The following is a 20343-nucleotide window of genomic DNA, read 5'->3' as shown; positions in this document are numbered from 1 at the left end:
GGCCGCCGGCTCAGCGCAGCAGGACGCCCTGGGCCCCGGCCGCCGCCTCGTCGTCGGGCAGGCTCTGCAACGCCAGCTCGGCGGGGAACGCCAGCCGCGGATGGTGCGGCAGCACCCGCACCGTGTAGCCGAACGGCCCGGCCCGGTCGAAGGACAGCTCCCCGGCGAAGGTCCAGCGGCCCTCCAGATCCTGGCCGCCGACCGGCTTCAGCGGGACGGTGACCGGGTCGGTGAGCCGGTCGTCGGCGTCGACCCGCCCGGTGACCGCCTGGACCTCGACGTCCGCGGGCCGCAGCCCGCCGAGGGCGACCGCGACCCGCACCGGGACGGTGCGGCCGAGCGTGGCACCCTCACCCGGGTGGTCGGCGAGGTCCTCCCCCGCCGCGACGTGGCCGACCGCCACCCCGGGCCAGGCGTCGCGGACCCGGGCGCAGTAGGCCGCCAGCTCCTCGGCGGCCGGCCCGGCCAGCTCCCGGTGCGCGGCGGCGGCCGGCGCGTAGAGGGCGCCGACGTACTCCTGCACCATGCGGTCGGCCTGGACGCGCGGCCCGAGCCGGTCGAGGGTGGCCCGCACCATCTCCAGCCAGCGGCCGGGGAGCTCCGTGTGGGCGTCGCGCTGGTAGAACCGCGGCACGACCTGGTCCTCCAGCAGCGCGTACAGCGCGGCGGCCTCCAGCTCGTCGCGCCGCCGTTCGTCCAGCCCGGTGGCGCCGTCGGCGGTGGGGATCTCCCAGCCGAAGTCGGGGTCGTACCACTCGTCCCACCAGCCGTCCCGCACGGAGAGGTTCAGCCCTCCGTTGAGCGCGGCCTTCATCCCGGAGGTGCCGCACGCCTCCAGGGGGCGCAGCGGGTTGTTGAGCCAGACGTCGCAGCCGGCGTACAGGTGCGAGGCCATCGCCATGCCGTAGTCCGGCAGGAAGACAATGCGGTGGCGCAGCTGCTGTTCGTCGGCGAAGCGGACCAGTTCCTGGATGAGCCGCTTGCCGCCGTCGTCGGCGGGATGGGCCTTCCCCGCGACGACGATCTGCACCGGCCGCGAGGGGTCCAGCAGCAGGCGGCGCAGCCGGATGGGGTCCTTCAGCATCAGCGTGAGGCGCTTGTAGGAGGGGACGCGCCGGGCGAAGCCGATGGTGAGGGCGTTGGGGTCGAAGACGTCGTCGATCCAGCCGAGTTCGGCGTTGCCCGCGCCGCGCTGCCGCCAGGATTCCCGGAGCCGGCGGCGGATCTCGTGGACCAGCCCGGTGCGCATGGTGCGGCGCAGCTCCCACAGCCCGGCGTCGCTCAGCGGCTTCCCGGACCGGGCGGCGCGCATCGCGTCGGCGGTCCAGGTGGGGGCGTGCACGCCGTTGGTGACGGAGGTGATGGGGACCTCCGCCGGGTCGAACCCGGGCCAGAGTCCGGCGAACATCTCGCGGCTGACCTGGCCGTGGAGGGTGGAGACGCCGTTGGCGCGCTGCGCGGTGCGCAGCCCGAGGACGGCCATGTTGAACTGCGGCTGCTCGCCGGGGCGGGCCGCTTGCGGCTCCCGGCCCAGCCCCAGCAGCGGCGCCGGGTCCAGTCCGGGGAGTTCCGCGCCGGGGCCGAGGTGGCGGGCGACGAGTTCCTCGGGGAACCGGTCGATGCCGGCGGGCACCGGGGTGTGGGTGGTGAAGACGGTGCCGGCGCGCACCGCGCGCAGCGCGGCGTCGAAGCCGGCGCCCTCCTCGGTGAGCTCCCGGATGCGTTCCAGGGCGGCGAGCCCGGCGTGGCCCTCGTTCATGTGGAAGACCTCGGGCGCCGGGTGGCCGGTGATGCGGCAGTAGGCGCGCAGCGCGCGCAGGCCGCCGATGCCCAGCAGCATCTCCTGCAGGAGCCGGTGCTCGCTGCCGCCGCCGTAGAGGCGGTCGGTGACGTCGCGTTCGGCGGGGGCATTCTCCCCGAGCACGGAGTCCAGAAGCAGCAGCGGGACCCGGCCGACGTGCAGCAGCCAGACCTGGGCGGCGAGGTTCCTGCCGCCGGGCAGCGCGAGATGGACGCGGACGGGCGTGCCGTCGTCCTCGGTGAGGAGGGTCAGCGGCAGCTCGTGGGGGTCCAGGACGGGGTACTGCTCCTGCTGCCAGCCCTCGCGGGAGAGAGACTGGCGGAAGTAGCCGTGGCGGTAGAGGAGCCCGACGCCGATCAGCGGGACGCCGAGGTCGCTGGCGGCCTTCAGGTGGTCGCCGGCGAGGATGCCGAGACCGCCGGAGTACTGCGGGAGGGCGGCGTTGATGCCGAACTCGGGTGAGAGGTAGGCGATGGCGGCCGGGGCGTCGGGGACGTTGCGCTGGTACCAGCGGGGGTCGCCGAGGTAGTCGCGCAGTTCGCCGACGGCCAGCGCGAGCCGGCGGCGGAAGCCGCGGTCGGCCTCCAGCGCGGTGAGCCGGTCCGCGGAGACGGTGCTGAGCATCCGCACCGGGTCGCCGCCGGCGGCGGCCCACCCCTCGGGGTCGACCGAGCGGAGCAGTTCGCGGGTTTCCGGGTGCCAGGACCAGCGGAGGTTCAGCGCCAGTTCCTGAAGGGGTCGCAGGGACTCTGGGTAGACAGGACGGACCGAGAAGCGACGGATGGCCTTCACTGTTCGAAGGTAGCGGCGGCGTGTGGCGCGGGCGAGGCAATCGGAGGGTTTTCACCCACCAGGGCCCGACCGGACCACAGCGGTTGCGCCCCGCGCACCTCTGGTGCACGGGGCGCAATTCCCCTGCCGGCCCGGCGTCAGGCGGAAGCGGCGCCCTTCGGGGGAGCGTCGCCGTCCGTCGCCGCGGCCGTGTCCGGCGCCTCGTCCTCGGTGCCCGGGCCCAGGAGTTCGGGGGCGAGGGCGGAGGTCGGCGCGAGTTCACCGGAGGCGATCTCGTTCACGAAGTGACAGGCGACGCGGTGGCCGTTGCCGGTGTCGGTGAGCACCGGCCGCTCCGTGTCGCACCGGGTGGGCTGCCGCCAGGGGCAGCGGGTGTGGAACCGGCAGCCGGTGGGCGGGTTGGCGGGCGAGGGGAGGTCGCCGGTGAGCAGGATGCGCTCCCGGGTGTCCTCGACCTCCGGGTCCGGCACGGGGACCGCCGACATCAGCGCCTTGGTGTAGGGGTGCTGCGGGTCGGCGTACAGGTCGTCGCTGTTCGCCTCCTCCACCAGCGCGCCCAGGTACATCACGCCGATGACGTCGGAGATGTGCCGGACCACGGCCAGGTCGTGGGCGATGACCACGTAGGTCAGCCCGAGCTGCTCCTGGAGCTCCTCCAGCAGGTTGATGACCTGCGCCTGGATGGAGACGTCCAGCGCGGAGACCGGCTCGTCGCAGATGATGACGTCCGGCTCCAGCACCAGCGCGCGGGCGATGCCGATGCGCTGCCGCTGGCCGCCGGAGAACTCGTGCGGGTAGCGCGCCAGCGCCGAGTCGGGAAGGCCGACCCGGTCCAGCACCTTCAGGATGCGTTCCCGCCGCTCCTCGCGGTTCCCGCCGATGCCGTGGGCGGCCATGCCCTCGGCCAGGATCGACTCGATGTTCTGGCGGGGGTTGAGGCTGCCGAGCGGGTCCTGGAAGACCATCTGGAGCCTGCGCCGGGAGCGGCGCATCTCCTCCTCGGGGAGCTGCGCCAGGTCGGTCCCGTCGAAGACGACCTCGCCGCCGGTGATGTCCACCAGCCGCAGGATGGCGCGGCCCAGGGTGGTCTTGCCGCAGCCGGACTCGCCGACCAGCCCGTAGGTCTGGCCGGCCTCGACCGAGAGCGAGATGCCGTCGACGGCCTGGACGTGGCCGACGACCCGGTCGAAGAGGATGCCGCGGCGCACGGGGAAGTGCACCTTGATGTCGTTCAGTTCGAGCAGGCTCATGCCGCACCTCCGGGGTGCCGGGCGGTCGCTTCCGACCCGGTGGTGTCCATCACGGGTGCCTCCAGCACCGGACCGGCGAGGTCCGACTGGTCCAGGACCGGGTTGACGCACCGCACCCGGTGGCCGGCGGTGGCCGGTTCGGTGAGCTGCGGCGTGCCGGTCAGGCACTCCATGACGTAGTGGTCGCAGCGCGGTGCGAAGGCGCACCCCTCCGACCAGGGGATCTGGTCGTTGATCGAGCCGCGGATGGGGTTGAGCGGCTGGCCGCGCGGGGAGTCCAGCCGCGGGATCGAGCCGAGCAGCCCGTGGGCGTAGGGGTGCATGGGCGCGGCGAACAGCTCGCGCCGCTCCGCCGCCTCCACGGCCTTGCCCGCGTACAGCACGTTGACCCGGTCGCACAGCCCGGCGACGACGCCGAGGTCGTGGGTGATCATCAGCAGGGCGGTGCCCTCCTGGTCGACCAGTTCGCGCAGCAGTTCCAGGATCTGCGCCTGGATGGTGACGTCGAGCGCGGTGGTCGGCTCGTCGGCGATGAGGAGGCGGGGCGCGCAGGCGACCGCCATGGCGATCAGGGCGCGCTGCCGCATGCCGCCGGAGAGCTGGTGCGGGTACTCCTTGAGCCGCCGCGTCGGGTCGGGGATGCCGACCCGGTCCAGCAGGTGGGCCGCCTCCTTGCGCGCCTTCTCCCCGCGGAGCCCGCGGTGGCGGCTGAGAATCTCCGTGACCTGGACCCCGATCGGGACGACCGGGTTCAGGGAGGACAGCGGGTCCTGGAAGATCATCGCCAGCTGGGTGCCGCGCATGTCGCGCAGCTTGGACTTGGGGAGGGTCAGCAGGTCGGTGCCGTCGTACTCGGCCCGGCCGCCGACCCGGACGCCCTTGGCGGGCAGCAGCCCCATCAGGGCGAGGGAGGTGACGGACTTGCCGCACCCGGACTCGCCGACGAGGCCGACGACCTCGCCCTGGTCGACGGTGAAGGACACGCCGGAGACGGCGCGGAAGTCGTCCCGGCCGCGCGCCGTGAAGGTGACGGCCAGTTCGTCCACGTTGAGCAGTGCCATGGCCATCAGCTCCGCAGTTTCGGGTCGAGTGCTTCCCGCATGGCCTCGCCCAGCAGGGTGAAGCCGAGGGCGGTGATGATGATGCCGAGGGCCGGGTAGACCGCGAGCATCGGCGCGGCGTCGAAGAATCGCTGCGCCTGCGCCAGCATGACGCCCCACTCGGGCTGGGCGGCGTCGAGGTTGCCCAGACCGAGGAAGGACAGCGCGGCCGCCTCGATGATGGCGGTCGCCAGCACCAGGGTGCACTGCACGATGACCGGTCCCAGCGAGTTCGGCAGGACGTGGGCGAGGACGATCCGCCGCCGCCGCACGCCGAGCGACCGTGCCGCCAGCACGTAGTCGGCGTTGGCCTGCGCCAGCATGGAGCCGCGCAGCAGCCGGGCGAAGATCGGGATCTGCACCACGCCGACCGCGATCATGACGGTGGTCAGGCTCTGTCCCATGACCGCCGCGATGCTCACGGCGAGCAGCAGCGAGGGCAGCGCCAGCATCATGTCGATGAAGCGCATGATGACGGTGTCGATGCGCTGCCCGGTGCGGCCGCCGAGGGCGAGCGCCGCGCCGGAGAGACCGCCGATGAGGGCGCCGACCACGAAGCCGATGACGGTGGCGACCACGCCGACCAGCAGCGTCTGCCGGGCGCCGACCAGCAGCCGGGAGAGCTGGTCGCGGCCGAGGTTGTCCAGGCCGAGCCAGTTCTCGGCGCGCGGGCCGACGAAGATGCCTCGGTTGGAGAAGACCTCGCCGCGCCAGGTCTGCGCGGTGGGGCTGTAGGGGGCGATCCACGGTCCGATGATCGCGAGGACCACGAAGACCGCGATGATGACGGCGCCGATGATGGCCATCTTGCTGGAGCGCAGCCGCCGGAAGGCGGCCACCCAGAGGCTGTCGCCGCTGCTGGTGGTGCGCTGCGCGGTCAGCTGGGCGAGCCGGTCGATCTTGTCGGCCTTGCTCATGCGGGCCTTGGCGAGCGGGCTCTCCGCCCGCTCGGGGCCGGCGGGGGCGGCGGGCCCGGGGCCGCCGGTGGTGGCGCCCGCCGTCGGGGTGGTGGCGGTGCCGGCGGGCTCGGGGACGGCGCCCTCGGGGGAGGCGCCGTCCGCGCGTGCGGCGTCGTCCGGCTCGCGGGGTTCGTTGCGTTCGGTACTCATCAGTGCACCCGCACTCTCGGATCGATGAGGCTGTAGGCCAGATCGACCAGCAGGTTGATCAGCACATAGACCAGCGCGATGATCAGGATGAAGTTGGTCAGCACCGGGTAGTCCCGGCCGTCGATGGCGTCGCGGATGAACGAGCCGATGCCGCCCCAGGAGAAGATCGACTCCGTGAGGACCGCCCCGGAGAGCAGGCTGCCGGTGAGCAGGCCGATCGCGGTGATGACGGGGAGCAGCGCGTTGCGCATGACGTGCCGCAGTCGCACGACCCGCTGGTGCAGGCCCTTGGACTCGGCGGTGCGGACGTAGTCCTCCTGGAGGACCTCCAGGACGCTGGCCCGGGTCATGCGGGTGATGACCGCCAGCGGGATGGAGGCGAGCGCGATACCGGGGAGCACCAGGTGCCAGAGCGCGTCGCCCGTGGCGTCGAACTCGCCGGTGAGGATGCCGTCCAGGGTGTGGAAGCCGGTGACCTCCGTGGCGTTGATGCCGGTGGTGAGGCGGCTCCCGGTGGGGAACCAGCCGAGGCCGACGGCGAATATCTCCTTGAGGATGAACGCCAGGAAGAACACCGGGATGCAGATGCCGATGAGGGAGCCGGAGACCGCCCCGACGTCCATCCAGCCGCCGCGGTGGCGGGCGGCGAGGTAGCCGAGCGGGACACCGACGACGACGGCGATGAGGATGGCCGTCACCCCGAGTTCCACCGTCGCGGGGAAGCGCTGGGTGAACTCCTCCCAGACGGGGCGTCCGGTGCGGGTGGAGACGCCCAGGTCCAGGGTCAGCAGGTCTCGCAGAAAGATGAAGTACTGGTCCCACAGCGGCTTGTCCAGGCCCAGGGCCGATTCCATGGCTATGCGGTCGGCCTCGGTGGCCCGCTCGCCCAGACGGGCGGAGGCGGGGCCGCCGGGCAGCATGCGCAGCCACAGGAACAGCAGGACGGACAGGCCGAGGAGGGTGGGTACCAGCTGCAGCAGTCTGCGGACGATGAGACGCAACACGATCGTTGACGCCCTTTCTTGCAGTGCTCAGTCAGGGGTCCGCCCGGCCACGGGGTGCCGTGGCCGGGCGGACGCGGGCCATACGTGGTGACTACTTGAACGAACCCTCGGAGAACTTCTCCTGCGTGAGCGGGGAGACCGTCGGGGGGTTGACGTTCTCGGCGAAGACGATGGAGGGCGGCGAGGAGGAGATCGGGACGCCCGGCAGGAAGTCCATCACCAGCTCGTTGATCTCCTCGTACATGGCCTCGCGGGTCTCGACGTCCGGCTCGACCGACGACGCGGCGAGCGCGTCGAAGATCTCGTCGTTCCGGAAGCCCCACTCCTTGCTGTAGCCGTCGAACCAGGTGCCCAGGAAGTTGTAGGCGTCGTTGAAGTCGCCGGTCCAGCCCAGGAGGTACAGGTCGCAGCCGCCGTCACGGGTGGTGTCCAGGTAGTCCGGGGTCCACTTCATGGGGCGGGGGTTGACCGTGACGCCGACGGCCTCCAGGTCGGCCTTCATCAGCTCGAACATGTCGGCGGGCGCCGGCATGTAGGGGCGGGTGACCTCGGTCGGGTAGCAGAAGTCGACGGTCAGGTCGGCGTGGCCGGCCTCGTCGAGCAGCTCCCGGGCGGCGTCCTGGTCGTAGTCGTAGAGCGTCACGTCGTCGCTGTAGCCGGCGATGGTGTCCGGCACGAACTGGGTCGCGACGACACCGCCCTCGGGCAGCTGGGTGTCGACCAGGCCCTGGCGGTCCAGCGCGTGGGCGACGGCACGGCGGACGTCGAGGTCCTCCAGTGCCTCGTTCCGCTCCTGGGTGAACGCCAGGTAGAAGATGTTGAAGACACCGCGGACCGGGACCTCGAAGCCGGCGGCCTCCAGCGCCTCGACGTCGGAGGGGGCGACCAGGTCGTAGCCGTGGATCTCCCCGGCCTCCAGCGCCTGGCGCCGCGCGCCCTCGTCGGAGATGGTGCGGAAGACGATCTCCTCGAAGCCGGCGGTCTCACCCCAGTAGTCGTCGTACCGGGTGATGGTGACCTCGCCGTTGCCCTTGTTCCAGTTGCTCAGCTGGAACGGGCCGGTGCCGGCGATCGCCTCGGGGTCCTGGCTGTAGTCGGGGCGGCTGATGTTGTCGCCCTCGCCGGACGCCTCGTCCTCGGCGTAGCGCTCCAGGGACTTCGGCGAGTGGATGGAGAACGCCGCGAGGGAGAACGCGCCGGGGAAGACCGAGGACGGCTCCTCCAGGTTGATCACCGCGGTGAGGTCCTCGGTGGCCTCGCACCCGACGTAGTTGGGCGGCGGGGTGTCCTCGCTCTCGTTCTCGGCGAAGCCACCGAACTCGGCCTGCCAGTAGTAGGAGAGCGCGGTCGACTGGTAGGTACCGGTCCAGTTGTACCAGCGGTCGAAGTTGTCGCAGACGACCTGGGCCGTGAGCTCCTCACCGTCGTGGAAGGTGACCCCGTCGCGGAGGTTGAACGTCCACTCGGTGCCCTCGTCGTTGCTGTCCCAGGTCTCGGCGAGGCCACCGGTGAGTTCGGTGCCTCCGGACTCGTGGTCGAGCAGCGTCTCCAGCACCTGGCGCGAGACGCGGAACGTCTCGCCGTCGCTCTCCAGCGACGGGTCCAGCGAACCGGGGTCGCCGGCCGCGCCGAAGATGAACCGCTCGGTGGAGCCGCCCCCGTCGGAGCCGTTGGAGTCGCGGTCGCTGCTGCAAGCGGTCGCGACGAGGCCGAGCGAGACCGCTGCCGCGATCACCGCCACCTTCGATCGTGCTATGTGCATCGTCCACCTCAGTGGGGTTCGGTGCTGTCAGGCGTTTGTGTGGCCCGCACATTACTGCGCATCCACATAGTTTGGAACGGCGGGCAACCTGGCGATATCGACCTGAGACTCAGTGGTGCGTGAGGGGCTGCGGAGCCGAGTGCGCCCGCCACAACGGCGACACGCAATGGCCACGAGTACGCAACACGGCGACGGATTGTCCGCCCCCCTCCGCGGGGCAGGCTCTTCTTGGCACCTCTTCTCGCGTCGGCCCTGCCGCACCAGTTCCGCGGCCCGGCCGGCGTCGGCACCGAACTCCCCGTTCCGTACGGCGAGTCGGGCCCCTCCCGGGCTGCGGGAGAGGGTCGCGACCCTCCATCGGGCGCGTCCCGGCAGCGGGACGGGGGGTGCCCGCGTGACGACCGGACCATGCCCTGACCGCACTCCGTTCCACACCCACCCGAGTGAACGCGCACCGGAGCCGCCATGCCTACTGCCCGCCAGCGGCCGTCAGAACCGATAGAAAGGACAAGACACCGCAAAGCCGGAGATTTATTCGCACTTCCTACCTACCCAGGTGATCCCCAGATGATCGGTCGCATCCCTGTCCTCGACGTCTCCCCGCTGGTCGACTGCGGCCGGCGTCCGGCGAAGGCGGTCCCGGGAGAGACCTTCCAGGTCACCGCCACCGTCTTCCGAGAAGGCCACGAGGCCCTGGGCGCCAACGTGGTGTTGCGCGACCCCGGCGGGCGCGGCAGCGTGTGGACCCCGATGCGCGAACTCGCGCCGGGCACCGACCGCTGGGGCGCCGACGTCACCCCCGGCACGGAGGGCCGCTGGACCTACGCGGTGGAGGCGTGGTCGGACCCGATCACCACCTGGCGCCGCCACGCCTCGGTCAAGGTCCCCGCCGGCGACGAACCCGAACTGATGCTCGCCGAGGGCGCCGCCCTGCTGGAGCGGGCCGCGGCCAAGGTGCCCAAGGCCGCCGGCCGGCCGGTGCTGCAGGCCGCGGCCCGCGCCCTGCGCGACCGGGAACTGCCGCCCACCGCACGGCTCGCCGCCGCCACGGCGCCGGAGATCCTCGCCGTGCTGGAGCGGTACCCGCTGCGCGAACTCGTCAGCTCCTCCCGGCCGCTGCCGCTCGTCGTCGAGCGGGAGCGGGCGCTGGTCGGCTCCTGGTACGAGATGTTCCCCCGCTCCGAGGGCGCCTGGTTCACCGAGGACGGCACCCCCGTCTCCGGCACCCTCCAGACCGCCGCGCGGCGCCTGCCGGCCATCGCCGCCATGGGGTTCGACGTGGTGTACCTGCCGCCCGTCCACCCCATCGGCCGCGCCCACCGCAAGGGCCCCGGCAACTCACTCACCGCCGGCCCCGACGACGTCGGCTGCCCGTGGGCGATCGGCGGCCCCGAGGGCGGCCACGACGCGATCCACCCCGACCTGGGCACGCTCGCCGACTTCAGCCGCTTCGTCCGGACCGCGGGCGAGCACGGCATCGAGGTCGCCATGGACTTCGCGCTGCAGTGCAGCCCCGACCATCCGTGGGTCAAGGAACACCCCGAGTGGTTCCGCAAACGCGGCGACGGCTCCATCGCCTTCGCCGAGAACCCGCCGAAGAAGTACCAGGACATCTATCCGATCGCCTTCGACGAGGACTTCCGCGGGCTCGTCACCGAGACGCAGCGGGTGCTGCGGTTCTGGATGGCGCGCGGGGTCCGGATCTTCCGCGTCGACAACCCGCACACCAAGCCCGTGGTGTTCTGGGAGAAGGTGATCGGGGAGATCAACCGCACCGACCCCGACGTGATCTTCCTGGCCGAGGCGTTCACCCGCCCCGCCATGATGCGGACGCTGGCGAAGGTCGGGTTCCAGCAGTCCTACACCTACTTCACCTGGCGCAACACCAAGGCGGAGCTGACGGAGTACCTGACCGAACTCAGCGGCGAGTCGGCCCCATTCATGCGGCCCAACCTCTTCGTCAACACCCCCGACATCCTGCACGCCTACCTCCAGCACGGCGGCCGGGCGGCGTTCGAGACGCGCGCGGTCCTGGCCGCGACCCTCTCCCCCACCTGGGGTGTCTACGCGGGCTACGAGCTCTGCGAGGGCCGCCCGGCCCACGAGGGCAGCGAGGAGTACCTCGACTCCGAGAAGTACGAACTGCGCCCCCGCGACTGGGCGGGCGCCGAGGCCGCGGGCACCACCATCACCCCGCTCATCACCCGGCTCAACGCGCTGCGCCGCTCCCACCTGGCGCTGCGACGGCTGCGGGGACTCCACTTCCACCACACCGACAACGAGCACGTCGTGGCGTACTCCCGGCGCGCGGTCGGACCCGACGGCGAGGACACCGTCCTCGTCGTGGTCAACCTCGACCCGCACCACACCCACGAGGCGACGGTGTCGTTGGACACATCGGTACTCGGTCTCCCCTCCGCGCAGCGGAGCGGTTCCGAGTCCTTCCCGGTGACGGACGAGCTCACCGGGACGACCTATGACTGGGGCAGGGACAACTACGTGCGGCTCGGTCCGGAGCGGGCGGACGCGCTCGCCCCGTCGGCCCACGTGCTGACCCTGCGACCGTCCTCTTCAGACCGGAGGGTCACCCAACCATGAGCGTCAACGAGCCGGTCCTCGACACCTTCGAGGACACGCCCGCCCGCGACCGCGATCCCGACTGGTTCAAACGCGCGGTCTTCTACGAGGTCCTCGTGCGGTCCTTCAAGGACAGCAACGGGGACGGGGTCGGGGACCTCAAGGGCCTCACCGCCAAACTCGACTACCTGCAGTGGCTCGGAATCGACTGCATCTGGCTACCGCCCTTCTTCGAGTCGCCGCTCAAGGACGGCGGCTACGACGTCTCGGACTACACCGCGGTGCTCCCCGAGTTCGGCGACCTCGCCGACTTCGTCGAGTTCGTGGACAGCGCCCACCAGCGCGGCATCCGGGTCATCATCGACTTCGTCATGAACCACACCAGCGACCAGCACCGGTGGTTCCAGGAGTCGCGCAAGGACCCGGAGGGCCCCTACGGGGACTACTACGTCTGGGCGGACGACGACAAGAAGTACGCCGACGCGCGGATCATCTTCGTCGACACCGAGACCTCGAACTGGACGTTCGACCCGGTCAGGCGGCAGTACTACTTCCACCGGTTCTTCTCACACCAGCCGGACCTCAACTACGAGAACGAGATGGTGCAGGAGGAGATCCTCTCCGCCCTGCGCTTCTGGCTGGACCTCGGCATCGACGGCTTCCGGCTGGACGCCGTGCCGTACCTCTACGCCGAGGAGGGCACCAACTGCGAGAACCTGCCCGCCTCGCACGGGATGCTCAAGCGGGTCCGCGCCGAGATCGACGCGCACTACCCGGACACCGTGCTGCTCGCCGAGGCCAACCAGTGGCCCGAGGACGTCGTCGACTACTTCGGCGACTACTCCAAGGGCGGCGACGAGTGCCACATGGCGTTCCACTTCCCGGTCATGCCGCGCATCTTCATGGCGGTCCGCCGGGAGTCCCGCTACCCGGTCTCGGAGATCCTGGCCAAGACGCCGCAGATCCCCTCCGGGTGCCAGTGGGGGATCTTCCTGCGCAACCACGACGAGCTGACCCTGGAGATGGTCACCGACGAGGAGCGCGACTACATGTACGCGGAGTACGCCAAGGACCCGCGGATGCGCGCCAACATCGGCATCCGGCGGCGGCTGGCGCCGCTGCTGGACAACGACCGCAACCAGATCGAGCTGTTCACCGCGCTGCTGCTGTCGCTCCCCGGCTCGCCGATCCTCTACTACGGGGACGAGATCGGGATGGGCGACAACATCTGGCTGGGTGACCGCGACGCGGTCCGCACCCCGATGCAGTGGACCCCCGACCGCAACGCCGGCTTCTCCTCCAGTGATCCCGGGCGGCTGACCCTGCCCACGATCATGGACCCGGTCTACGGCTACCAGGTCACCAACGTGGAGGCCTCGATGAGCTCCCCCGCGTCGCTGCTGCACTGGACCAAGCGCATGGTCTCGATCCGCAAGCAGAACCCGGCGTTCGGACTGGGCAGCTACACCGAGCTGGAGTCCTCCAACCCCGCGGTGCTCGCCTTCATGCGGGAGTACGAGGACGACATCGTGATGTGCGTGAACAACTTCTCGCGCTTCTCCCAGCCCACCGAGCTGGACCTGCGCGCCTGGGAGGGACGTCGGCCGGTGGAACTCACCGGTGGCGTCGGGTTCCCGGCCATCGGGGAGCTGCCCTACCTGCTGACGCTGGCAGGGCACGGCTTCTACTGGTTCCGGCTGCGACGCCAGGCCGACTGAGCACCCGCCCCTCCGCCGGCCGGGCGGGCCGCGTCACCGCGTGGCCCGCCCGCCGCCGGCCGCTCCCCACCGCCGGGTACCGCTCCACCGGCGGTACCCGAAGGGTCCGCGGCCGTCCGGGCGACGCCACGGGCCCGCAGAAACGGTTCGGCCGTCCGGACGCCGCCCTGTCCGGTTCGGTCGCTTTCGGTCCGGAACCGGTCGTCCCGCGGCACCGGGCGGTTACCGCCCCGCGGGGCGGGCACCCTTCCCTGCACCGCACCGCCCCCGGCCCGACGACGCGTCAGGGCCTCTCTCGCACGGTCGGTCCCCGCACGACACGTCCCTCCCACCTACCGGCCGTCAACGCCGCAATCCGGGACACTTCGTCATATATGTTCTGTGTAACCCGGGGAAAGGACGCCATGTCGGAAAGCTCCGCGCCCCGGACGGCCCCGCCGCGTCCGGCGGCTCAGGCCGCGCCCACGGGCGCCGCCGTCTTCCGCTCCCTCACCGGGCTGCTCGCCCGGTGGCTGCCCCGCCAGCGCTGGTACGCCGACAAGGGCCGCGCACTGAGCGGCCTCACCCTGGTCTCGGCCACCGAACTGCTCCCCTGCGCCGACGGCGGCCCCACACCGGGACTGCTCCACCTGCTGGTCCGCACCGTCCCCCAGGGCACGCCCGAGCAGGACGGCAGCTGCTACCAACTGCTCCTCGGCGTGCGCTCCGTCCTGCCGCCGGCGCTGGCCCCCGCGCTCGTGGGCCGCCCCGCCGACGGCCCACTGCGCGGGCGCGCCGTCTACGAGGCGCTGCACGACCCGCGGTTGGCGGCGCTCCTGCTGGAACGGTTGCGCGCCCCCGGAACGCTCGGCGGCCTCACCTTCCAGCGGGCGCACAGCGCCGCCATCCCCTCCGGGCTGCCGGCCCGGGCGCTGGGCGGCGACCAGACCAACTCCTCGGTGGTCTACGGCGAGGCCCACATCCTGAAGCTCTTCCGCCGCGTCAGCCCCGGTGTCAACCCGGACCTGGAGCTGCCCCGGGCGCTGGCCGCCGCCGGCTGCGACCGGGTGCCCGCCCCCTCGGCGTGGTTCGAGGCCGAGGCGGAGGGGGCGGAGCCGATCACCCTCGGCGTGCTGCAGCCCTTCCTCGCCGGATCGACCGACGGCTGGGCGCTCGCCCTGAAGTCGCTGTCGCTGCGGACCGACTTCGCGGCCGCCGCCCACGGCCTGGGCGCGGCCACCGCCGAGGTGCACCTGGCACTGGCCCGCAACCTGCCGACCACCACCCTCCGGGGCGAACGGCTGGAGCGGTCCGCGCTCGCCATGACGGAGCGGCTGACCGCCGCCGCCGCCGCGGTGCCGGCGCTGCGTCCCTACTGCACAGGGCTGCGCCGCTCCTTCGACTCACTGGCCGCGTTCGCCCGCGGGGGCGGCCACCTGGACGCGCAGCGGCTCCACGGCGACCTCCACCTCGGTCAGGCGCTCCACCGCGACGGTTCGTGGACCCTCATCGACTTCGAGGGCGAGCCCGCCAGGCCGCTGCCGGAGCGGCGCCGCCCCCAGCCGCCGGTGCGGGACATCGCGGGCATACTGCGCTCCTTCGACTACGCCGCGGGCCAGCACCGGGCGCCGGGCCCCTGGGTCTCGGCCTGGGCGACCGCGGCACGCGAGGCGTACTGCCGGGGCTACGCCGAGGTCAGCGGCGACGACCACACCCAGCGGCCCGAACTGCTGCGCGCCTTCGAGACCGACAAGGCGGTCTACGAGGTGCTGTACGAGGCACGCCACCGGCCCGCATGGCTGCACATCCCGATGGCCGCCGTCCGCCGGCTGGCCGGCTGACCCGCCCCGGGCCCGGTCGGCGTCGCCGGCCGGGCCCCGCCGCTGCCTTTCGCGCGCCGGCCGCCCCTGCCCGCAGCGGTGACCGGCCGCCCCCACGCCTTCCTGTCCGCCATCTCCCGCCCCGCTTTCCGCACTCCACGCAAGGAGGCACCGCGTGCACTCCCGCCCGCAGGCCGCCGGTCCCCTCGTCCCCCCTGCCGACCCGGCCGCGCCACGGCGCCCCGGGCCCGACGCCCCCGTCACGGGCGCCCGCCCGGAACCCGCCGCCGGTGTCCGGCCGCCGGCGCCCCGCCCGGAGACGGCGGCCGCACCCCGACCGGCGGACCCCACCCCGACGGGCAGCGGCGCCCCGCAGCCGGCACCACCGCTGGCCGCCCACGAGCGCGACCGCCTGCTGCACGGGGCGCACCACGACCCGCACAACGTGCTCGGCGCCCACCCCGCCCCCGGCGGGGTGCTCGTCCGCGCCCTCCGGCCGGGGGCGCGGACGGTGACGGTGGTCGCCGACGGGCTGCGGGCCGAACTCGCCTCCGAGGGCGACGGGCTGTTCGCCGCGGTACTGCCCGTTCCGGAGCTGGGCGAGTACCGGCTGGCGGTGCGGTACGAGGGGAGCGCCGCCGCGCATCTCGTCCACGACGCGTACTCCTTCCTGCCGTCCCTGGGCGAGCTGGACCTCCACCTGATCGCGGAGGGCCGGCACGAGGAGCTGTGGAAGGCGCTCGGCGCCCGCACCATGACCCACCGCGGGGTGCGGGGCACCCGGTTCGCCGTGTGGGCGCCCGGCGCGCAGGGGGTGCGGCTCACCGGCGACTTCTGCTTCTGGAACGGCACCGGCCACCCGATGCGCTCGCTGGGCTCCAGCGGCGTCTGGGAGCTGTTCGTCCCCGGGCTCGGCCCCGGCGCGCTCTACAAGTTCGACATCCGCACCGCCGACGGTTCGCACACCGTGCGGGCCGACCCGATGGCCCGCCGCACCGAGTGCCCGCCGGCCACCGCCTCGGTGGTGGCGGAGGACGACACCTACGTCTGGGGCGACGCCCAGTGGATGGCCTCCCGCGGCCGCCGACCCGCCCACGCGGCGCCGATGTCCGTCTACGAGCTGCACCCGGCCTCCTGGCGGCCCGGGCTCGGCTACCGCGAGTTGGCGGAGCAGCTCCCGGCGTACGTCGCCGAGCTGGGGTTCACCCACGTCGAGCTGATGCCGCCGGCGGAGCATCCCTTCGGCGGGTCCTGGGGCTACCAGGTGACCGGCTACTACGCGCCGACCGCGCGGCTGGGCTCCCCGGACGACTTCCGGCACCTCGTGGACGCGCTGCACCGCGCGGGGATCGGCGTGATCATCGACTGGGTCCCGGCGCACTTCCCCAAGGACGAGTGGGCGCTGGCGCGGTTCGACGGCACGCCGCTGTACGAGCACGCCGACCCGCTGCGCGCCGAGCACCCGGACTGGGGGACGCTGGAGTTCGACTACGGCCGGCGCGAGGTGCGCAACTTCCTGGTCGCCAACGCGGTCTACTGGTGCCAGGAGTTCCACGTGGACGGCCTGCGCGTGGACGCGGTGGCCTCCATGCTCTACCTGGACTACTCGCGCGAGGACGGCGCGTGGTCGCCCAACGAGTTCGGCGGGCGCGACAACCCGGACGCGGTGGCGTTCCTCCAGGAGATGAACGCGACCGTCTACCGCCGGTGCCCCGGCGTGGTGACCATCGCCGAGGAGTCGACGGCCTGGGACGGCGTCACCCGCTCCACGGAGCACGGCGGTCTCGGCTTCGGCTTCAAGTGGAACATGGGGTGGATGCACGACTCGCTGGTCTACATGTCCAAGGAGCCGGTGCACCGCAGGTACCACCACAACGAGATGACGTTCTCCATGGTGTACGCCTACTCGGAGAACTACGTGCTGCCGATCTCCCACGACGAGGTGGTCCACGGCAAGGGCGCGCTGGTCTCCAAGATGCCGGGCGACTGGTGGCAGCAGCGCGCCTCGCACCGCGCCTACCTCGGCTGGATGTGGGCGCACCCGGGCAAGCAACTGCTCTTCATGGGCCAGGAGTTCGCGCAGGGCGCCGAGTGGTCCGCCGACGAGGGGCCGCAGTGGTGGGTGCTGGACCCCGGGTACAGCGCCGCGGGCGACCACCGCGGCGTGCGCGACCTGGTGGCGGACCTCAACCACGGGTACCGCGCCGCTCCGGCGCTCTGGCAGCGCGACACCGACCCGGCGGGCTTCGCCTGGCTGGTCGGCGACGCGGCGGACGACAACGTGCTGGCGTTCGCCAGGTTCGGCGACGACGGGCCGCCGCTGCTGGCGGTCTGCAACTTCTCCCCCGTGGTGCGGCGGGACTACCGCATCGGGGTGCCGGCCGTCTCCGGGATGTGGCGGGAGGCGCTCAACACGGACGGGACCCGTTACGGCGGCAGCGGCGTCGGCAACCCCGAGCCGCTCCGGACGGAGGCCGTCGCCTGGCACGGGCGGGACTCCTCGATCCGGGTGACGCTCCCGCCGCTGGCGACCCTCTGGCTGGTGCCGGCCTGACGGCCCCCGCGGACCGGGGGCGGGGCGGACTCAGTCCCGGTAGTACGGGTCCGCGACCTCGCCGCTGCGGGTCGCCTCGTCCCAGGTGTAGACCTCGCGGCCGTCGACGAAGGTGTGCAGCGCCCGGCTCATCACGTCCAGCGGGTCGCCGGACCAGACGACGACGTCGCCGTCGAGCCCGGGGCGCAGCGCGCCCACCCGGTCGTCGAGCCCCATGATCTCCGCCGGGTTGAGGGTGATGGAGCGGATCGCGGCGTCGCGGTCCATACCCTCCTTCACGCAGAGCGTCGCCTGGTGGACGAGGAAGTTGATGGGGATGACGGGGTGGTCGGTGGTGATGGCGACCTTCACCCCGGCGCGGTCCAGGATGCCGGGGTTGGCCAGCGTGCGGTGGCGCAGCTCCACCTTGCGGCGGGTGGTGAACAGCGGGCCGCTGATGACCGGGACGCCGCGCCGGGCGATGTCGTCCGCCATCAGGTGCGCCTCGGTGGCGTGGTTGATGACGACCCGGTAGCCGAACTCGTCGGCCAGCCGCAGCGCGGTGGCGATGTCGTCGGCGCGGTGGGTGTGCTGGCACCACGGCAGCTCGCCGTCCAGGACGCGCACCAGCACCTCGGAGGTGTTGTCCCGCTCGAAGGGCTTGCCCTCGGCGGCGGCGTGGTCGCGGCGCGCCCGGTAGTCCTGCGCCTTGGTGAGCGCGTCGCGGATGACGGCGGCGACGCCCTGGCGGGTGGAGGGCAGCTGCTTCTTGTCGCCGTAGACCCGCTTGGGGTTCTCGCCCAGCGCGCTCTTCACGCTGACCGGCTGCCGCAGCAGCATGTCGTCGACGGTGCGGCCCCAGCACTTGATCGCGACGGTCTGACCGCCGATCACGTTGCCGGAGCCGGGCTTGACCACCGAGCTGGTGACGCCGCCGGACAGGGCGTCGTGGAAACCGATGTCGGCCGGGTTGATGGCGTCGAGCGCCCGCATGCGGGCGCCGTTGGGGTCGGTCATCTCGTTGGTGTCCTGGCCCTCCCAGCCCTCCGCCTCCTCCGAGACGCCGAGGTGGCCGTGGGCCTCGACGAAGCCGGGCAGCACCCAGCGGCCGGTGGCGTCGACCCGCCGGGTGCCGTCGGGGATCTCCACCTCGGCGTCGGGCCCGACGGCGGCGATCCTGCCGTCGGTGATCAGGACGGTCCCACCCTCGATGGGGTCGCCGTCGACGGGCACCACGTATCCGGATGTGATGGCAACGTTCATGGGAGGAACCTAGCGCGCGGGGCCCCGCCCTGGGCAGGCCCCGGCCGCCGCCGCTCCCCGGCGGGATGGGCCGGCCGGCGGCGGCACGCCGGCGGGTGTGATCAGCAAACGACGGCGTGACGGCCGCGGCCGACGTCGCCACCGGGTGCTCCGGGGCCGGCGCCCTCACCGCTCGCGGTGCCCGCGAGCGCACCCGCCCGGCGGGGCGTCGCCCGTCATTCGCGGGTGCAGCGGAGGTCGGCGGCCGGGAGGTCCCCGGTCGCCAGGTAGGCGTTGACCGCCTCGTCGACGCAGCGGTTGCCCAGCACGCCGTAGACCCCGTGCTGGGTGGAGTCGGCCAGGGTGACCAGTCGGGCCCCGGGGCGCCGCTCCCGCACGGCGAGGGCGTGGTCGTAGGAGGTCCGGGGGTCGCCCGTGGCCGCCACCAGCAGCACGGGGGTGGGGTCGTCGACGACGGTCAGCGGTTCGCGCGGCTCCGGCCAGTGGGCGCAGGGTGTGGTGTTGCCGGCGACCGGACCGGCGAAGGGGTGGCGCGCGCTCTCGGCCCGGAGTTCGAGGTAGCGCGTGAGGGTGGTCCGGCGGTCCGCGGCGTCGCCGCAGAGCACCGCCGCCTGGGCGCTGCCGAAGGCGGAGCGCTCCTCGGTGAGGAGCAGCCGGAGCCGCCGGTCGAGGCCGGCGGGGGGCGTGACCGCCCTGCCTGCGGCGGCCCGCGCCAGCGCGAGTGTGTCGCGGGCGAGGCCGTCCCGGGCGGCGTCGGTGTCGGTGCCGAGGGCGCTCAGGTACAGCACGGGCAGGGTGTGGTGGTCGACGTGGTGGTCGCCGAGGCGCAGCGGACGGGCGGTTGCGGCGCGGACGAGGCGGTCGACCTCGCCCAGCACGGCGTCCGCGTCGCGGCCGAGTCGGTAGGTCCCGTGGCGGTCTGCGGTCCAGGCGGCCCACTCCCGCAGCGCCGCCTCGTTGGCGGCGGTGGTGTCGGCCAGGGGGTGGGCGCCGTAGCGCTCGGGGTCCATGACGCCGTCCAGGACGGTGCGGCCGAGCCGTCCGGGATGGAGCTGGCCGTAGACCTGGCCGAGGTAGCTCCCGTACGAGTAGCCCAGGTAGTGCAGCCGTTCGGCTCCGAGTGCGGCGCGGACGCGGTCCAGGTCGTGGGCGGTCTGCCGGGTGGTGAGGTGGGGCAGCAGCGGGCCGGCGGTGTCGCGGCAGGCCGCGGCGAGGTCGCGTTGGACGGCCGAGGCGGCGAGGAAGTCGATCAGTCCCGCGCCGGCGGACCGCACGGACGATCCGGTCGGCCATCCGCAGTCCACGGGGGCGGAGCGGCCGATGCCGCGCGGGTCCATGCCGATGAGGTCGTAGCGGGCGGCGGTCTCCCCGAGCGCCGCCGCGGCGTCGAGCGGCAGGTGCAGGCCGCGGCCGCCGGGGCCGCCGCCGTTGACGAGCAGGGGCCCGTCGCCGCCGTCGTCCGCGGTCGCGGCGAGCCGGGAGACGGCGAGGGTCAGCGTGGGACCGTCCGGGTCGGCGTGGTCGACGGGGACGGTGACCTCGGCGCAGCGCAGGCCGGCGGCGTCGAGCCGGGCGCCGCGGGTGTCCTGCGGGCCGCGGGCGCAGTCGCCCCAGAGCGGCTCCGGCGGGGGCGCC

At 72.9% G+C, this 20343-nt stretch carries 12 protein-coding genes; 4 read left to right on the top strand and 8 right to left on the bottom strand.

The genetic code is table 11. From position 1 onward, the window contains the following. Nucleotides 1-10: 10 nt before the first annotated feature. The 6 genes from glgP to HCN56_RS08975 all read right to left on the bottom strand — a co-directional run bounded on the left by glgP (nucleotide 11) and on the right by HCN56_RS08975 (nucleotide 8818). Nucleotides 11-2593 (bottom strand): alpha-glucan family phosphorylase, encoded by a 2583-nt coding sequence (gene glgP / locus HCN56_RS09000; RefSeq protein ID WP_167968986.1) that lies wholly within the window; start codon nucleotides 2591-2593, stop codon nucleotides 11-13. A 137-nt stretch (nucleotides 2594-2730) separates the two neighbouring features. After that, nucleotides 2731-3843, bottom strand: a complete 1113-nt coding sequence (locus tag HCN56_RS08995) for an ABC transporter ATP-binding protein (RefSeq protein WP_167968985.1) — start codon at nucleotides 3841-3843, stop codon at nucleotides 2731-2733. Then, nucleotides 3840-4904, bottom strand: a complete 1065-nt coding sequence (locus HCN56_RS08990) for an ABC transporter ATP-binding protein (RefSeq protein ID WP_167968994.1) — start codon at nucleotides 4902-4904, stop codon at nucleotides 3840-3842. The genes HCN56_RS08995 and HCN56_RS08990 overlap by 4 nt, the downstream gene beginning before the upstream one ends. A gap of 5 nt (nucleotides 4905-4909) precedes the next feature. Further along, nucleotides 4910-5860 (bottom strand): ABC transporter permease, encoded by a 951-nt coding sequence (locus HCN56_RS08985; protein WP_167968995.1) that lies wholly within the window; start codon nucleotides 5858-5860, stop codon nucleotides 4910-4912. Between the two features lie 191 nt (nucleotides 5861-6051). After that, nucleotides 6052-7056, bottom strand: coding sequence for an ABC transporter permease (locus HCN56_RS08980; protein WP_167968984.1), 1005 nt, complete (start codon nucleotides 7054-7056; stop codon nucleotides 6052-6054). A 91-nt stretch (nucleotides 7057-7147) separates the two neighbouring features. Further along, nucleotides 7148-8818, bottom strand: a complete 1671-nt coding sequence (locus HCN56_RS08975; protein ID WP_167968983.1) for an ABC transporter substrate-binding protein — start codon at nucleotides 8816-8818, stop codon at nucleotides 7148-7150. Nucleotides 8819-9385: 567 nt separating this feature from the next. On the opposite strand from HCN56_RS08975, the gene HCN56_RS08970 reads away from it, so the two are divergent. The 4 genes from HCN56_RS08970 to glgB all read left to right on the top strand — a co-directional run bounded on the left by HCN56_RS08970 (nucleotide 9386) and on the right by glgB (nucleotide 17466). Next, nucleotides 9386-11416, top strand: coding sequence for an alpha-1,4-glucan--maltose-1-phosphate maltosyltransferase (locus HCN56_RS08970; protein ID WP_209312527.1), 2031 nt, complete (start codon nucleotides 9386-9388; stop codon nucleotides 11414-11416). After that, entirely contained in the window at nucleotides 11413-13113 is a 1701-nt protein-coding gene (gene treS / locus HCN56_RS08965; protein WP_167968981.1) for a maltose alpha-D-glucosyltransferase, read from the top strand. The genes HCN56_RS08970 and treS overlap by 4 nt, the downstream gene beginning before the upstream one ends. Nucleotides 13114-13517: 404 nt before the next feature. Continuing rightward, nucleotides 13518-14933, top strand: a complete 1416-nt coding sequence (locus HCN56_RS08960) for a maltokinase N-terminal cap-like domain-containing protein (protein ID WP_167968980.1) — start codon at nucleotides 13518-13520, stop codon at nucleotides 14931-14933. Nucleotides 14934-15087: 154 nt separating this feature from the next. Next, nucleotides 15088-17466 (top strand): 1,4-alpha-glucan branching enzyme, encoded by a 2379-nt coding sequence (gene glgB / locus HCN56_RS08955; protein ID WP_167968979.1) that lies wholly within the window; start codon nucleotides 15088-15090, stop codon nucleotides 17464-17466. A gap of 30 nt (nucleotides 17467-17496) precedes the next feature. Here glgB and HCN56_RS08950 read toward each other — a convergent pair whose 3' ends face one another. Beyond that, nucleotides 17497-18708: an amidohydrolase gene (locus tag HCN56_RS08950; RefSeq protein WP_167968978.1), complete on the bottom strand. Its 1212-nt coding sequence runs from the start codon at nucleotides 18706-18708 to the stop codon at nucleotides 17497-17499. 215 nt (nucleotides 18709-18923) lie between these two features. Beyond that, a partial coding sequence (locus HCN56_RS08945; RefSeq protein WP_167968977.1) for an alpha/beta fold hydrolase occupies nucleotides 18924-20343 on the bottom strand: 1420 nt, incomplete at its 5' end.

It is taken from the genome of Streptomyces lonarensis, from assembly GCF_012033735.1.
GTDB classification, from domain to species: Bacteria; Actinomycetota; Actinomycetes; order Streptomycetales; family Streptomycetaceae; genus Streptomyces; species Streptomyces lonarensis.
This window is presented reverse-complemented; position numbering and strand designations above follow the sequence as displayed.

Bases quoted from the DNA above. Each gene is read 5' to 3' on its own strand.
- HCN56_RS08950 (WP_167968978.1), bottom strand. From the start codon at position 18,708: ATGAACGTTGCCATCACATCCGGATACGTGGTGCCCGTCGACGGCGAC.
- HCN56_RS08975 (WP_167968983.1), bottom strand. From the start codon at position 8,818: ATGCACATAGCACGATCGAAGGTGGCGGTGATCGCGGCAGCGGTCTCG.
- HCN56_RS08995 (WP_167968985.1), bottom strand. From the start codon at position 3,843: ATGAGCCTGCTCGAACTGAACGACATCAAGGTGCACTTCCCCGTGCGC.
- HCN56_RS08990 (WP_167968994.1), bottom strand. From the start codon at position 4,904: ATGGCACTGCTCAACGTGGACGAACTGGCCGTCACCTTCACGGCGCGC.
- treS (WP_167968981.1), top strand. From the start codon at position 11,413: ATGAGCGTCAACGAGCCGGTCCTCGACACCTTCGAGGACACGCCCGCC.
- HCN56_RS08985 (WP_167968995.1), bottom strand. From the start codon at position 5,860: ATGAGCAAGGCCGACAAGATCGACCGGCTCGCCCAGCTGACCGCGCAG.
- HCN56_RS08970 (WP_209312527.1), top strand. From the start codon at position 9,386: ATGATCGGTCGCATCCCTGTCCTCGACGTCTCCCCGCTGGTCGACTGC.
- HCN56_RS08960 (WP_167968980.1), top strand. From the start codon at position 13,518: ATGTCGGAAAGCTCCGCGCCCCGGACGGCCCCGCCGCGTCCGGCGGCT.